Origin of the sequence: Massilia luteola, assembly GCF_034420155.1 — a bacterium.
GTDB lineage: Bacteria > Pseudomonadota > Gammaproteobacteria > Burkholderiales > Burkholderiaceae_D > Telluria > Telluria luteola.
This window is the reverse complement of sequence record NZ_JAXOFN010000006.1, coordinates 207,318-221,811: the sequence shown is the minus strand read 5'-3', so window position 1 is coordinate 221,811 and position 14,494 is coordinate 207,318. Positions and strand designations below refer to the sequence as shown.

The following is a 14,494-nucleotide window of genomic DNA, read 5'->3' as shown; positions in this document are numbered from 1 at the left end:
AAGGAGTCGATGATGTTGCGGATGTTCGGATCGGGCGGTGCCAGGTGCCCGCGCTGCGCGCAGACACAGGATGCGGGCGACGGCTATTGCGCCGGTTGCGGCCTGATGCTGGGGGCGCCGCGCCATGCGCCCATGCTGGTCGAGAACCGCTGGGTACCCGGCCCGGACGAACTGGCCGTGTTCTTCGGCGTGCGCGCGCTGTCCGGCGTGTTCGTCAAGACCCTGCGCGTGCCGGCCACGGCGCGCGCCTACATCCTGCAGGGAGAAAAGGCGACGGAAGTGCCGCAGGGCGAGTACGAGATCGAAGGCTTCTTCACGCGCCTGAACCACCTGCTGCGCGACCAGCATGCCGAGATCCTCGTCACGCGCAGCAGCGCGCTCCCCGTCGAATTCGCGCTTGCCGGCCTGCGCAGCGCGGAACACCTCGAGGTGTCGGCGCGGCTGGTGCTGTCGGTGCGCATCGAGAGCGTGCCCGCGTTCGCCCGCTACTTCATGACGATGCCGGGCACGGTCAAGGCCGACCAGCTGCGCGAGCTGCTCGAGCAGCCGGTGCGCCAGCTCGCCGCCGAATTCGTCGCCGCGCGCTCGCTGCGCGAGATGGCGGGGCAGCGCGAACTGCGGCCGGAACTCGACCAGCACCTGCAGGGCGGCATTGCGACGCTGCTGGCCGACTACGGCCTGGGTCTCGTGCGCGTGGAGACGCTGGCCTTGCGCCACGACCGCTTCGACGCCAACCGCGCGCGCATCGGCAGCCTGTGGCTCGCGGCCGACGAGCAGCGGGTGAAGGTCGAGCATGCGCGCCAGCTGGACGAGTTGTACACGGAAGACGAGTGGCGCCGCATCGCGCGCGAGGAAAGCGAGGCGCGCCTGGCGCACCGCCGCGCCGAACTGCGCCAGGGCGCGAGCCTCGAACGCGCCGACATGACCCTGCAGAACGCCGAGCGCGCGCAGGCGATCCGGTCCCGCGAGATCGAGCTGTATGGCCGCATCGTCGCGGCGCGGTCGCGCAAGCAGGCCATCGAGCGCGGCGCGCAGGATCTCGTCGCCGAACTCGAACACGAGCTGGCGCAGAAGCGCGGCGCGCGCGCGGACCAGGAAACGGAATGGGCGCACCTGCGCGAGCTGGCGGCCGTGCGCATGCGCGAGGAAGTGGCGCTGGCGCGCGAGGACGCCGCGCAGGCGCGCACGGTCGCGGCGCAACGCTTCACGCACCAGCTGCTGCAGCAGCAGATCCGCAACAAGATCGAGCAGGCGCGCGGCATCGAGGACGCGGCCCGCCAGCGCGCGGAACTGGCGCGCCTTGCCGCGGCCGAGGAAGACGCGGCGCGCCGCATGCGCGCCATCGACGCGGAAGAATACGCGGGCCGCCTGAAACTGCTGGAACTGGCGAATGCCGCGCGCCGCCGCGGCGCCGAGCGTGCGCTGGAATGGGACGATGCCCAGGCGGCGGCACGGCTGCGTGCGGCCGAGCGCGGCGAATCGGTCGATGCCGAGACCGTGCGCCAGCGTGTGGAAGCGCTGCGCCGCGACGGCACCCAGGCCGATGCGCTGGCCCAGCACGAGAAGCTGTTGCGCACGATCGCGGCCGACGCGGCGCTGCAGCAGGCGGCGCTGGACGGCGAGCAGGCGCGCGCCGCGCTGCAGGCCGACGAGCTGGCCGCCGAGCGGGACCACGAGCTGCGCCGCATGGAGGCGCTGGGCGCCGTCGACGACGCGACCAAGCTGGTGCTGGCGGCCAGCCCGAACGCGGCGCTGCTGGCGGACGTGCTCAAGGCGCGCACGCAGGCCGGCATGAGCGCCGAGCAGCTGGCGGCGCTGGCGTCGATGCCGCCGCAGGAGGCGCTGCGGCTGGCCGAGGAACACGTGGCGCGCGAACGCGCGCGGCGCGACGCGGAACTGGAGCGCGAACGGCGCCACCAGCTCGACCTGCTCGCGTTGCAGAACGACGTGAACAAGGCGGCGCTGGCCACGCAGGCGCAGCTGGGGACGGGCCTGATCGCCGGCGCCGCGGCACTGGCGCAGGGCCAGGCGTGCCGCCACGCGGAGGCCCAGGCGGGCGACCGTTTCTGCGGCAGTTGCGGCGCGCCGCTGCCGGCGCGGGGATGATGCAGACGGCCATCGACAAGCTGCGCGAACTGCGCGCGCTGCACGAAGACGGCCTCTTGAGCCGCCAGGAGTTCGACAGCCGCAAGAATGCGATCCTGGACGCGGCGTATGCGGTCAATCCCGCCGCCGACGCGTCCGCGCACGCCGAGGCGCCGCTGCGCGCCGGCACCGAGATCGGGCTGATGGCCACGCAGGAAGTGGGCCCCGCGCACCGCCGCTACCGGCTCGAACGCCTGATCGCGCAGGGCGGCATGGGCGAGGTGTGGCAGGCGACCGACCTCGCCACGCACGCGGAACTGGGCCACAGCGCACAGGTGGCATTGAAGATCCTGCCGCCGCGGCTGACGGAAAATTCGCTGCACGCGAAGCTGCTGATCGAGGAAGCGGCCCGCGCGCGCCAACTGGCGCACGAACACATCGTGCGCGTCTACGACTGGGCGCAGGACCCGGCCACGGGCAGCTATTTCATCATCATGGAATGCCTCGAGGGCGAGGACTTCGACATGCTGCTGGCGCGCGAAGGCCGGCTGGCGCTCGAGCGCGCGCTGGACATCGTCGCGCCGCTGGCCGACGCGCTCGATTACGCGTGGGAGCGGCACCACCTCGTCCACCGCGACATCAAGCCCGCCAACGTGTTCCTCGCGCGCGGCGGCGACGTCAAGCTGCTCGACTTCGGCATCGCGGCGCGGGCGCGGGCCGGCGGCCTCGCGCTGGAGGCGCCGGCCCGCTCGGGCACGGCCGGCTATCGCGCGCCCGAAGCCGGCGGCGCGGGCAGCGCGCCGGAGCGCGGGCTTGACGTGTATGCGGTCGCCGTCATGCTGTACCGGATGCTGGCGGGCGCGTTGCCGGCGCAGGCCGAACCGGCGCGGCCGGACGGCGTGAACGACGCCCAGTGGGACGTGCTGCGCGCGGGGTTCGCGCCCGAACCGGCGCACCGTCCGGCCAGCGTGACCGACCTGCTCGCGCGGCTGCGCGCGGCGCAGGGACCGAGCGCGGACGAGCTGCGGGCCCGCGCGGAAGCGGAACAGCGTGCGCAGGCCGATGCGACCCGCGAACGCGCCGCGCAGGCCGCGCGCGACGTCGCGGCGCGCAAGCTGGCGGAGGCGCGCGCCCAGGCCGAGGCGGCCGCGAAGGCCCAGCTGGACCGCCAGCGCCGCGAACACGAACGGGCGGCGAAGGCGGCCGCGGAAGAGGCGCGGGCCGCGCGCAAGGAAGCGCTGCGCCAGCAACTCCTGGAGCGGCGCGCGGCGGAAGCGGAGAAGGCGCGGCTGGAACGCGAGGAGGCGCAGCGCAAGCTGGCCCAGGCCAAGGCGGCGGCCGTGTATCTCGCCGAGCAGAAGCGCGCCCGGCTCGAGGAAGCGGCGCGCGCCCAGGCCGTCCTCGAGCAGCTGCTGCCGACGCCGGCCAGTCCCGTCGCCGACACCGAGGGCGTGCTGCGCGACCGGTTCGAAGGCGGCGAGACCCGCGGCCCGGAACTCGTGCTGGTGCCGACCGGACGGTTCCAGATGGGTTCCCCCGAACACGAACGCAAAGTCGCGATGGAGGCGGGCTCGCAACCGGGCTGGCTGGCGCGCGAACTGCCGCAGCACTGGGTCGGCATCGACAAGCCGATCGCGATGGGCCGCTATCCCGTGACAGTCGGCGAATGGCGCCTGTTCGTGCTGGCGACCGGCTGGCGCACGAGCGGTGAAGTCGACTGGGACGCGCCCGGCTTCGCGCAGACCGACCGCCATCCCGTCGTCGGCGTGAACTGGTTCGACGCGATCCGCTACGTGCGCTGGCTCACCGAGGCGACCGGCAAGTCGTACCGCCTGCCCAGCGAGGCGGAATGGGAATATGCGTGCCGCGCCGGGACGAAGACGGCGTTCTCGTTCGGCGACACGATCACGACGGAGCAGGCCAACTACGACGGCAACTTCACGTACAACGGCAGCCCGCGCGGTGCATACCGGCGCGGCACGACGCCGGTCGGCATGTTCGCGGCGAACCCGTGGGGCCTGTTCGACATGCACGGCAACGTGTGGGAATGGGTGCAGGACGTCGTGCACGACAATTACGACGGCGCGCCGCTGGACGGCAGTCCGTGGGAAGACGGCGGCGACCAGGCCCGCCGCATCCTGCGCGGCGGTTCGTGGCTGTACAACCCGCGCTATCTGCGCTCAGCGTTGCGCAACGGCTTCTCGGCCGCGCTGTCGAACGACATCGTCGGCTTTCGCGTCGTGCGCGACCTGATGTAAGCCGCCGGCACGATACGGAGCAGCAACTCCACACCAGTGACATAATGAAAAGGCACGCGGGCGAGGCCGGCCGTGCCGTCCGCGCCGCGCGCGTCTTGCGCGCATTTCGGACACGAGGAGGTTGCCATGCGCATTCCCAAGGATATCCAGATCCCGTTCATCGTGCTGTCGCTGGAGGCGGTCCTGCTGACCGGCGCGGCGCTGATCTTCCTGATACTGCGCCCCGGTTGAGCGGGAAACTCAGGCGTCCAGCAGGCGGGCGGCCGCGCGTCTACGGTCGCCGGCCTGTCTTGGCTCGTCCTCGCGCCCGGCCTGGTCTTCCGGCCGCGCCCTGCAGGCGAAGCGCACCCGGCCCGTGAAGCGGGCGAGGCGTTCCAGTACGGTGGCGGGACCCAGCGCGGTTTCCTGGCCGGTCGCCGGGTCGCGGTGCCAGAAGCCGCCGTCGCGGTGGAACAGGATCGGCATGCCGGCCGCGCGCGGCAGGGCGGTGCCGCTGTTCGGTTGCGGTTCGACGCCAGGCGCGAACAGCATGAAGCACTCGGCGGCGCCGCCGGCGTCCACGCGGTGCAGGGTCAGCGCGTGCGCGTGCAGCGCGGTGACGACGAACGTCACCACGCCGCGGATGCTGGCCGTCAGTTCGATGCGCATGCCGAGCCGCAGCGGCATCGGCGCGTGCTTGCCCGGCCAGGCGCCGTCCAGCAGCAGGCCGTAGCGTGACACGTCCTCGATCTCGAAGCCGCCGCGTGCCGGGCGGATGACGGCGTGGCGCGCGGACAGGCGGCGCGTGAGGCCTTCCCGGTCCGGACCGCGCTCGCCGTAGTGTTCGAGCAGCAGGTCGCAATCGGCGTCGCCGGGTTCATGGCGGCCCAGCACGCATTCGTCCAGCGCGAACAGGCGCACGTGGCGATGCGCGCCGGCGTCCGGTTCCGCGTACACCAGGCAGGCCGTGCTCGCGGGGCAGGGATGCGCCGCCCGTTCGGCCGGGAGGTCGATTTCGATCAGGTCCTCGTCCCAGGCGATCGTCGGCAGCGCGACGGCCACCTTGCCGCCGGCGTTCGCATCGAGGGTCAGCTGGGCGATCGAGGCGTTGCGGGCCTGGATGTCGATGTCCATCGCGCCGCCGCCGGCCAGGCCGTGCACGCGGGCGATGCCGGCGTCGTCGGCGCTGATGCGCACGTTCTTGTGGGTCGACAGGAAGGTCTGGTGGATCTCGCCCAGCGAGGCGTCCGGGCGCGGCACGAGCAGCACGAGTGTCGCCACCCACGTGCGCGCCGTGGCCGGACGGGCGGGGTCGCGCGCATGCAGTTCCAGGTCGATGCGGTACTGGCCGTGTTCGCGGCCGCGCGACGAGAATTCCACGAACACGGGACGCCAGTCGCCGCGCAGCGTGCGGTTGAATTGCTGGCGGCCGCCGTCGTCCGGCAGCAGTTGCGATTCCAGTAACAGGGTCAGTTGCGGCGGCACGTCGTCCGGCATGCCGCGCAGTTCCAGCTTGATGGCCTGGCGGCCGCCCGCCGCGCGCGGATCGAAGCCGCTCACGTGCAGGTGCGGACGGGGTGCCGGCCGGATGGCCTCCGGCATGCGCGCCGGCGCGCCGTCGGTCCGCACGCGTTGCAAGAGGTCGAAGCTGGAGCCGAGCAGGTCGACGGCCCCCGGGGCCTGCCGATGCCCGTGCGCGCACACCGGCTCGCCGGGGGCGACCCAGACCGTGCAATGCGGGTGATCGGGACTGCTGCAACGCTTCATGGGCGATTATCGGCTCGGCAGGGTGATGCTGCGGACGGGGTGTTCGGACCTCAGCTTACGCGATTGTAGCCGAGCGCGGCGCGCGGAATTCATTGATGAGCAAGACTTTTTTCCAAAATGCATCATTTACAACATCATGCGCCGGGTAGCGCCGTCTCGTCGCGCGGGGCGCCGCCGGGAACGCGCAGCAGGATCGCGCTGACGTTGTCCGGATAAAAGAACGCGGCCGGATGGGCATCGTAGGCGGCCAGCAGGGTGCGCAGCATCGTGGCGGCGTCCGCGCCTTCCTCCAGCAGTTGCGGCCACTGGCGCACCCAGCCCTGCGGGTCCGAGCACGACCACAAGCCGTCCGTCGCCAGCAGGTAGGACGCGCCGGGGCGCAGCTCGACGGGACGGCGGTCGGCCAGGCGCCACAACCAGGCCGGCAGGTTCAGCGGCGACAGTTCGAACAGCGGGTCGTTCAGCCGCGCCGGATCGGCGAACGCGTTCCCGAGCAGGAAGGCCTGCGCGACCTGGGGCCGGTGCTCGCCGTGGACCTGCTGCCACCAGTCGGCTTCGCCCAGCAGGCCGGCCATCGCATAGGCGGTGGCGGGCACGTGGTCGACCGTCAGCGGCGTCGCCCGCGCCGGCAGGATTTCGTACAGGCGCGAATCGCCCACGTGGTACAGCAGGGGCGTGTCGCCCGCGCGCAGTTCCAGCAAGGTCAGGGTCGTGCCGGGGCGCGCACCCGGCGCGTCGGCGAAATGGCGCTGCAGGTCGGCGTGCAGCGTGTCCAGGCGGCGCGCCAGTTCGGCGGCGCCGGCGCATGGCGGCATGGCGAGCAGGCCCGCGACGACGGCTTCCGCCGCTTCGCGACCGTGGCCATGGCCGCCCATCCCGTCCAGCACCGCGAGCCGGGCGTAGCCGGCGCGCCAGCCGGGCAGGCGGCGGCGCTGCACGGCCTGGTCCTGCAGCCAGGCCGCGTTGCCGTCTTCGTCGATCAACAGCAGGTTGTCCTGGTTTTCCGCGCGCAGGCGCGGTCCGGCGCCCAGGCGCGAGCAGGCGGCGACGTCGAGCGCGCCGAAGCGCAGCCCGGCAATCCAGGCGTCGGGGGGAGGGACGGCGGGTGACGATATCGGCATCTCCATACTGTAACCGGAAATGCCGTTTCGCCAAGCGTCGATCAGATGGGGTTTTGCCGCTTACCCGTCACTAACACGGCCGCGTTCACGAGCACGCAGGCGCCGGCCGCCGCCATCGCGCAGCGCACGCCGCAGGCATCCGCGACGCGGCCCCAGAACAGGCTCCCGGCCGTATAGCCGCCCGCCATCACGACGAGGTAGATCGCCAGCGTGCGGGCCCGCACGTCGGCGGGGAACGACAGCTGGGCGGCCGCGTTCAGGGTCGACACGACGGCCGACCAGGCCATGCCGCCGCACACGATCAGCGGGATCAGGAGGGTGAGCGTGTGCAGGAAGGGCATCGTGGCCAGCATCGCGCCGTACACGGCGAGCGCGCCGGCCAGGATGTTCGTCTTGTCGACGCGGGCGCGGATCGCGGGCAGGCAGAACGCGGCGACGACGGCACCGCCGCCCAGGCTGCCCATCAATGTGCCGAACACGCTGGCGTCCATGCGCAGCACGTCGCGCACGAACACCGGCAGCAGGCCGGCGAACGCGATGGTGGCGAAGAACACGGTCGCCACGTTGCGCAGGATGCGCCGGTAGCGCGGGCAGCCGAATGCCGTCGCCAGGCCTTCGCGCAGGCGCGCGCCGTAGCCCGCGCAGGGCCCCGGCCGGCCGCCGTCCTCGCGCCACCAGGCCCGGTAGACCGCCAGCAGGCCCACGAACGAGACGGCGTTGACGAGGAACAGCGGGCCGGGACCGATCCACTTGAACAGCACGCCGCCCAGCGCCGGGCCGAGGATCGCGGCCGTGTTGTACGACAGGTTGTTGAGGGTCGCCGCCGCTTCCACTTCGTCCGGGTCGACGAGGCCGGACATCGCCGCCTGCCACGCGGGCCACATGAACGCGGACCCGCAGCCGAGGCAGAAGAGCACCGCAAGCACGGCGGCATGGGGCGCGTGCCCGGTCGTCACGAGGGCCGCCAGCGTGCACGCGCACCCGGCCATGAACAGATTGCAGAAGAACAGGAACTGCGGCCGGTGCACGGCGTCCGCCACGACGCCGGCGAACAGCGCGAACAGGAAGACCGGAATATAGGTCGAGGTCTGCACGAGCGTCGTCGTCGACGCCGAGTGCGAGCTGGAGGCGATCAGCCAGGCCGACGCGAACGTCTGGATCCATGTGCCGAGGTTCGAGACCAGGTTGGCGCACCACAGGCGCCGGTAGCGCGCATGGCGCAGGGGCTGCGTCAGCGGGACCCTCTGCCGCGCGGGGGCCGGCGTCTGGATGTGGGGCGGCGCGGCGGGGGCGAGGCTGAATTTCGTCATGAACCCAGTCTACGGGCGCGCCACGGCCGGGTCAACGCGGCGGCGGGACTTGTCCGCGTTTGCCCCGCCGGTGCGGGGTTTTCCCAACGTGACGTTTCGACAAGCCCGGCGCGGCCGTGCTATCTTGGCGTTTTATCCGCTGTCCTTCACGCACATGCAGATCCGCCCGTTCGAACCCGCCGACATCGACGCCGCCGCCGCCGTGTTGCGGCGCGCGGCCGAGACGTTCATCCTGCACGAGGCCGCGCCTGAACACGGCGCCGCCTTCCTTGCCCTGCACGACGCGGCGGCCCTGCGCCGCAACCTCGACGCCGGCTTCGTCTATCACGCGGCCGTCGTGGACGGCGTACTGGCCGGCTTCATCGGCATGCGCGGCGGCACGCACCTGTACCACCTGTTCGTGGACGCGGCCTACCAGCGGCGCGGTATCGCGCAGGCCCTGTGGCATGCGGCGCGCGCGGCGGCGCTGCATCCGGGGCATCCGGGCGTCTTCACCGTCAACGCGTCGAACGTCGCCGTGCCGTTCTACACGACGCTGGGTTTCGAGCGCACGGCGCCCATGCAGCCGGACTCGGTGCCCTACAACCCGATGCGGCGTGTCGAGGCCGGATCAGCGGCCCTCGTCGATCCGGCGTAGCCACAGGCTGCTGGCCCAGCCGTCCACGGCGCGGCCGTCGGCGCGCGTGCGCACCTGCCACCAGTCGCCGTCCGTCGCCCCCGTCGCGGTGACGATGGCGCCGGCGCGCAGCACCCGCCTGCGCGCGGCGCGCACGCCTCGGTCTTCGCGCAGGTTCAGGTCGGCGGCGACGCGGTAGCGCGCGCCGGCCGCCGGACCGTCCGTTGCAACCGGCGCCGTCCGGACCGCCGCCACGGCTTCGAGCGGCGCGGGCGCGGACGGCAGCAGCGCCGACAACAGCATCCCGAAGACGAGCGTGCCGCCGCCCAGCACCGCCAGCGCCCGCGCGTTGGGCCGGCGCCACCACGCGCGCGGCGTGCACCACGCGGCCAGCACGAGCGTGAGCACGAACGCGAGACCCCACGCGAGCCAGGGCGCCAGCCAGGGCGGGATGGCGAAGGCGGCGAAGTCCATGCGCGCCTCAGGCATCGAAGCGCAGCACGTAATGGCCGGCGACGAGGTGGTGGCCGGCCGGCAGGCGGTAGGGCTGCTCGGGCGTGGCCGTGTCGATGGTGGCGACGAAGGCCAGGTGCTCGTCCAGGTGGTACAAGGCCTGCGTGGGCGAGAGGCGCGCGATCAGCCAGCCGTCCGGCCCCGCTTCGAAGCTGAACGCGTCGCGCGAGAGGCCCAGCCGGTCGGCGCTCGACGGCGGCGTGCCGGCCGCGTTGCGCAGGAAGCGCGGCGAATCCAGCAGGCGCAGCGCCGCCAGCATCGGGGCGCCGCGGCCGAACGTGAAGCGGGCGCCGGGCGCCACCGGCAGCGCCGGCGGTTGCGGCAACAGCAGCAGGGCGCAGTAGCGGTCGGCCAGCGCGGGGGCGCACGCGGCGAGTTCCAGGCGCGTGCCGTCGACGGGACTGAAGCTGGCCGGCGCGGCGATCCGTTCGCGGCCGGCGGGCGTGATCGCCTGCAGCTCGTCCTGGTCGTCGACGGCGAAGCCGATGACGGCGTCCGCCCCTTGCGCCGCGGGGACGAAGGCGCGGTTCAAGCCGATCTCCAGCACTTGCGCGCCCGTCTCGCGGTAGCGCGACAGCCGCGGCAGCGCCAGCGCGGCCAGCGCCACGCGCCGGCGCGGGACCGGCGCATAGGTCGCGTCCGGCGGCGCGCCGCCCGGCTGCGGCGCCGGGCCCCGCGCCAGGGGCACGGCCGTCAGTTCGGGGTCGGGCACGGCGCGCGGTTTCCAGACGGCGGGGCGGGCCGCCGCGCTGGGGGCTTTCGCCGCGGCTGCCGGCGGGCGCGCCGTGGCGGACGGCCGCGCCGGCGTCACGCGCAGCAGCAGGCGCAACGCGGCGCCGGTGGCGTCGACGGCGCCGCGGCGCGACTTGATCGTCCAGTAGCCGGCCGCCGCATCCCAGCTGCAGTCGAAGGCGTCCTTGGGCCGCACCTGGACTTCCAGCGGCGCGTCCGGGCCGTCGTTGATGAGGAGGACGGCGCCTTCCGCGCCGAACGGCCAGCCCGGCGCGGCGTAGGTGGCCTCGTGCTCGTCGTGGCCGATCAGCGTGAGGCGCTGGTTCGGGTAGATGGCGCAGACGGTCTTCCACACGGCGCTGTCGCGCGACACTGCGACCGTGTACTGCACGGCTTCGCCCGCCGCCGGCAGGTAGACGGCGTGGCCGAACTTGACCTCCACTTCGCCCGGTTCCAGGCGATCGGCGCCGACGACGTGGTAGCGCACGTCGTCGCCCTGCAGCAGGTCGCCGAAGTCCTTCTGGTGCAGCGCCGCCAGGCCTTGCGCGAGGTCGCGCACGCGGGCGCCGCGCGTGAGGTGGCGGTCGTCGTCGACCTCTTCCTGCGGCAGCATCAGCGTGATGTGGGAAAAGCAGCGCACGGCGGCACGGCCCCGTTGCTCGCGCGGCGTGCGTTCCAGCAGGTCGCGCAGCAGCGGGCGGCGCGCGAACAGCGCCAGCCCCGGCGCCTGCCAGATGGCGTGGGCGTCGAAGACGTCGCCCACCTTGCCTAGGACTTCATGTTGGACGTAGACCGGCATGATTCGTTCTCCTCTAAAGATTGGCTGCTGGCGGCAGCGGCACCTAGCAGGGGGCAGATGAAAAACAGCAGGTGCGAGCCGCCCGCCGACAGGAAGCTCATCGGCTGGCCCATCACCGGGAAGATCGCGAGGTTCGTGCCCCACGAGAGCAGGAAGTGGCCGAACGCGAACGCGGCGCCGCCGGCCAGGAAGAAGCAGCGCAGGCGCGCGAGCCAGGCGACGCGGTAGTCGCGCGCCTCCCTCGCCGCGAGCCAGCAGCGCACGGCCAGGCGCAGCACCGCCGCCAGGAACGCCGCCTGCAGCAGCCACAGGCCGACGGCAGCAAGCAGGCCGTGGCGCTGCAGGAAGAAGGATGCGGCGAAGTCGTCCTGCACGGCCGGGATGCGCAGCGCGAAGCCGGGAGACAGGCCCAGGTCCGCCATGCCGAACGCGCCGTCGGCGCCGCGCCAGCCGCCTTGCGCGATGGCGCGGGCGCCCAGCAGCAACTGCTGTCCCGTGTGCGGATGCGTGCCGGGATCGAGCCAGACGAGGAAGCGGTCGGCATAAAAATCCCAGCGCGCGATGCCGTCCGCGCCGACGCCGCGCAGCAGCGCCACGGCCAGTACGGCGCCGCAACCCACGCACGCGAGCGCGAAGGCGGTGCCGCGCCGGCGCGTGGCCAGCGCCTGGGCCAGCATCATCGTGCCGGCCCATAGCGCCAGCAGCACGAGCGGCGAATAGTCGTCGACCTGCACGAGCGCGACGCCGAGCAGCAGCATGAACAGCAGCGCGGGCGCCGCGAGCCGCAGGCCGCGCCGCCATGCGCCGCCGGGCGCGGGACCGTCCGCGCAGGCGAGCGCCAGGCAGTGGGCGGACAGCGCGGCGAGCGCCAGCTTGGCGAATTCCACGGGCTGCAGGTCGAACACGCCGGTCTCGTCGCCGTACGCGACCTGCAGCAGCAGCGCGAGGAGTGCCGCGCCGGTCAGCAGCAGCAGCGCCAGCTCGATGCGCGCCTGGGGCAGCGGCCGCGCCGGCCGCACGAGGCCCGCCAGCGTGGCCGCGCCGCAGGCCAGCGCCAACAGCGCCGCGGTCTTGTGGAAGTGGCGCAGCCACGCGGTGTCCGGCGCGCCCAGGCCCAGGTCGAGCTGTGCCAGCAGGCCGAGTGCCAACAGCGGCAGCGCGGCGGCGAGGACGGGGTCGAGGCGGCGCGGCGCCAGCAGCGCGAACGCCAGCGCGGCCCAGGCGGCAACGAGGCCGAGGCCCGGGCCGGCCGGCGCGCCGCTGCGCTGGAGCCAGAACAGCACGACGCCGGCGCCGGCCAGCAGCAGGCCAGTGCCGGCCGCCGCGCCGGCGCGCAGGCGCATGCCCGCGCGCGCGCCGAGCGCCGTCGCGAGCGCGCCCGCGCCGGCGAGGGCGAGAACCACCAGCAGCGGCACGCCGGCCTGCGCCGGCAGGTCCCACGGCGCGCGCCAGGTCCACGTCCACGTGACGCCGGGCGGCAGGCGCGGCGCCGCGTCCGGATACAGGGCCACGTGGCCGGCGGGACGCAGGTGCAGCACGTCGCCGTCCATCGCGAGCAGCAGGCGCGTGCGGCCGGCGACGAGCGTCTGGCCGCCGTCGAGGCGCAGCGGCCGTCCGGCCAGCAGCGCGGCGTGGCCGTCCTCGGTCAGCAGCACCGGGACGGATGGCGCGGCGGCCAGCACGAAGTCCTCGCCGCTCCTGCTGCGCGCGACGGTGGCGGCGGGCGCCGGCAGGCCGGCGACGGCGATGCGGTTGCCGCAATCGAGGTTGCCGCCGAAGATGAGCGGGCGGCCGAAGGCGAGCATGCCGGGCGCGATCCGGTTCCACAGGCCGGCCAGGCGCGTGCCGATGCGCGCGTCCGGACAGGCCGGCTGCGGCCGGCCGTCGCGGCGCAGCAGGGCGCCGTCGTAGCGCCAGGCCGTGCGGCCGGCGGACAAGGACACGGCATCGGCGCCCGCCGCGCCGACGTCGATGCGCAGGGCGCCCGGCTGGAATTGCTGGCCCGGCCGCAGCACGACGCTGCCGCTGCGGCGCCGGCGCTCGCCATCCTGGACGAGCAGCGTGCCGGCCGCGCCGTCGGCGGCCGCCCACCAGCTGCCGTCCGCGCCGCGGCGCAGTTGCAGCCGGCCGCCGTCGTCGGCCGGCGCGCCGAGGGCGGCGTGGTCGAGATCGAGCGCCGCGCCCGGGGCCAGCATGACGGCCACGCGCGCCGGCATCCACGCGGCCGGCGCGCGCAGCAGCGCGAGCATCTGCAGGGCGCACAGCGCGGCCAGCGCGGCCCCGGCGCACACGCGCGCCGTGCGTGAGGATGCGGGCGTCATGCGGCGCTCCGCCAGGCGCCGGGCGCGCGATCCAGCCCCTGCGCCGCGCGCGCGATCAGGCGGCTGATCTCGAGCGCATGGCGCGGACGCGCGTCGGGACGCGGCGCCAGCAGGGCGCGCAGCAGGACCAGCAGCGCATCGTGATCGGGTGCGGAGGCGCGCGCGAGGAACAGCGCGATCTCGTCGGGTGCGAGGATCGCGGCCGGCGCGCCCAGTGTGGCCGCGCCGGCCGCGCCGTGTGTGCGGTAGGCGTCGGCGCAGGCGGCGCAAAAGCGCAGCGGGATGCCGGCGACGAGGTAGTAGAGCAGGGCGCCGAGCGCGAAGTAATCGCTGCGCGCGTCGGTCCGGTAGCGGCCGCCGGCGTCCGGGAAGAACTGCTCCGGCGCCTGCCAGGCGGCCGTGCCGGCGTACGAGTGGGCGGCGCTGTCCAGCAAGGGACGGTTGGTGCCGAAGTCGGCCAGTTTCAGCATGCTGCCGCGTGCATCGACGAGCAGGTTGGCCGGCTTGAGGTCGAGGTAGCGCCAGCCGTACTGGTGGACTTTCGCGAGCGCGCCGTTGACCTGGCCCACCCAGGCCAGCGCGCGGTCGGCGCCCGGGCCCGCGCCGCGGCCGCGCAGTGCCGCCAGGTGGGCGGCCAGGTCGCCGTCCAGCAATTCCAGCGCCAGCGCCGGCAGGCTGTCGTGCTCGCCGCTGTCGAGCAGGCGCACGATGTGGCGCTGGTCCCATGGCTGCAGGCCGCGCAGGAACGCGATCTCGGCGTCGAAGCAGGCGCGCCAGACCGCGCGCTGCGGCGGCAGGGCCAGGTCCATCTGCGCGCGGTTGACGAGTTTCACGGCCGCGGGCACGCCGTCCAGCGCGGACTCGGCGCGCCAGACCTGGCCGTAACTGGAACCGCCCAGCGGCGCCAGCAGGCGCCAGGCGCCCGCCGTCAACGTGATGATGTCGCCTGCTTCGACCATGTGTCCTCCCGAGCCGGCGGCCGGTGGCCGCTTG

The 14,494-nt window shown here is 73.8% G+C and carries 10 protein-coding genes; 3 read left to right on the top strand and 7 right to left on the bottom strand.

Translation table 11 applies throughout. The features are described from left to right. The first annotated feature begins 9 nt into the window (after positions 1 to 9). Positions 10 to 2,106 (top strand): coiled-coil domain-containing protein, encoded by a 2,097-nt coding sequence (locus U9J41_RS09930; RefSeq protein WP_322402031.1) that lies wholly within the window; start codon positions 10 to 12, stop codon positions 2,104 to 2,106. Next, entirely contained in the window at positions 2,103 to 4,343 is a 2,241-nt protein-coding gene (locus U9J41_RS09925) for a bifunctional serine/threonine-protein kinase/formylglycine-generating enzyme family protein (protein WP_322402030.1), read from the top strand. The genes U9J41_RS09930 and U9J41_RS09925 overlap by 4 nt, the downstream gene beginning before the upstream one ends. A gap of 240 nt (positions 4,344 to 4,583) precedes the next feature. Here U9J41_RS09925 and U9J41_RS09920 read toward each other — a convergent pair whose 3' ends face one another. From U9J41_RS09920 to U9J41_RS09910, 3 genes are all read right to left on the bottom strand, one after another. After that, complete coding sequence (locus U9J41_RS09920) at positions 4,584 to 6,089, bottom strand: FHA domain-containing protein (RefSeq protein ID WP_322402029.1); 1,506 nt, start codon at positions 6,087 to 6,089, stop codon at positions 4,584 to 4,586. A 134-nt stretch (positions 6,090 to 6,223) separates the two neighbouring features. Continuing rightward, positions 6,224 to 7,216, bottom strand: a complete 993-nt coding sequence (locus U9J41_RS09915; protein ID WP_322402028.1) for a PP2C family protein-serine/threonine phosphatase — start codon at positions 7,214 to 7,216, stop codon at positions 6,224 to 6,226. 35 nt (positions 7,217 to 7,251) lie between these two features. Beyond that, positions 7,252 to 8,520: an MFS transporter gene (locus tag U9J41_RS09910; protein WP_322402027.1), complete on the bottom strand. Its 1,269-nt coding sequence runs from the start codon at positions 8,518 to 8,520 to the stop codon at positions 7,252 to 7,254. A gap of 124 nt (positions 8,521 to 8,644) precedes the next feature. Here U9J41_RS09910 and U9J41_RS09905 point away from each other — a divergent pair, with 124 nt between their 5' ends. Then, entirely contained in the window at positions 8,645 to 9,157 is a 513-nt protein-coding gene (locus tag U9J41_RS09905) for a GNAT family N-acetyltransferase (RefSeq protein ID WP_322402026.1), read from the top strand. Here U9J41_RS09905 and U9J41_RS09900 read toward each other — a convergent pair. The 4 genes from U9J41_RS09900 to U9J41_RS09885 are packed head-to-tail and all read right to left on the bottom strand — an operon-like array spanning position 9,131 to position 14,460. Beyond that, the gene (locus U9J41_RS09900; RefSeq protein ID WP_322402025.1) at positions 9,131 to 9,610 is read right to left on the bottom strand and encodes an SH3 domain-containing protein; all 480 of its coding nucleotides are present in this window, start codon (positions 9,608 to 9,610) and stop codon (positions 9,131 to 9,133) included. The two genes, U9J41_RS09905 and U9J41_RS09900, sit on opposite strands and share 27 nt — an antisense overlap. Positions 9,611 to 9,617: 7 nt before the next feature. Continuing rightward, a complete protein-coding gene (locus U9J41_RS09895; RefSeq protein ID WP_322402024.1) occupies positions 9,618 to 11,180 on the bottom strand; it encodes a hypothetical protein in 1,563 nt (520 codons plus the stop codon). Beyond that, on the bottom strand, positions 11,150 to 13,501 hold the full coding sequence (locus U9J41_RS09890) for an FtsW/RodA/SpoVE family cell cycle protein (RefSeq protein WP_322402023.1): 2,352 nt from the start codon (positions 13,499 to 13,501) through the stop codon (positions 11,150 to 11,152). Before U9J41_RS09890 ends, U9J41_RS09895 begins: the two co-directional genes overlap by 31 nt. Next, complete coding sequence (locus U9J41_RS09885) at positions 13,498 to 14,460, bottom strand: protein kinase domain-containing protein (protein WP_322402022.1); 963 nt, start codon at positions 14,458 to 14,460, stop codon at positions 13,498 to 13,500. The genes U9J41_RS09890 and U9J41_RS09885 overlap by 4 nt, the downstream gene beginning before the upstream one ends. Positions 14,461 to 14,494: the final 34 nt, after the last annotated feature.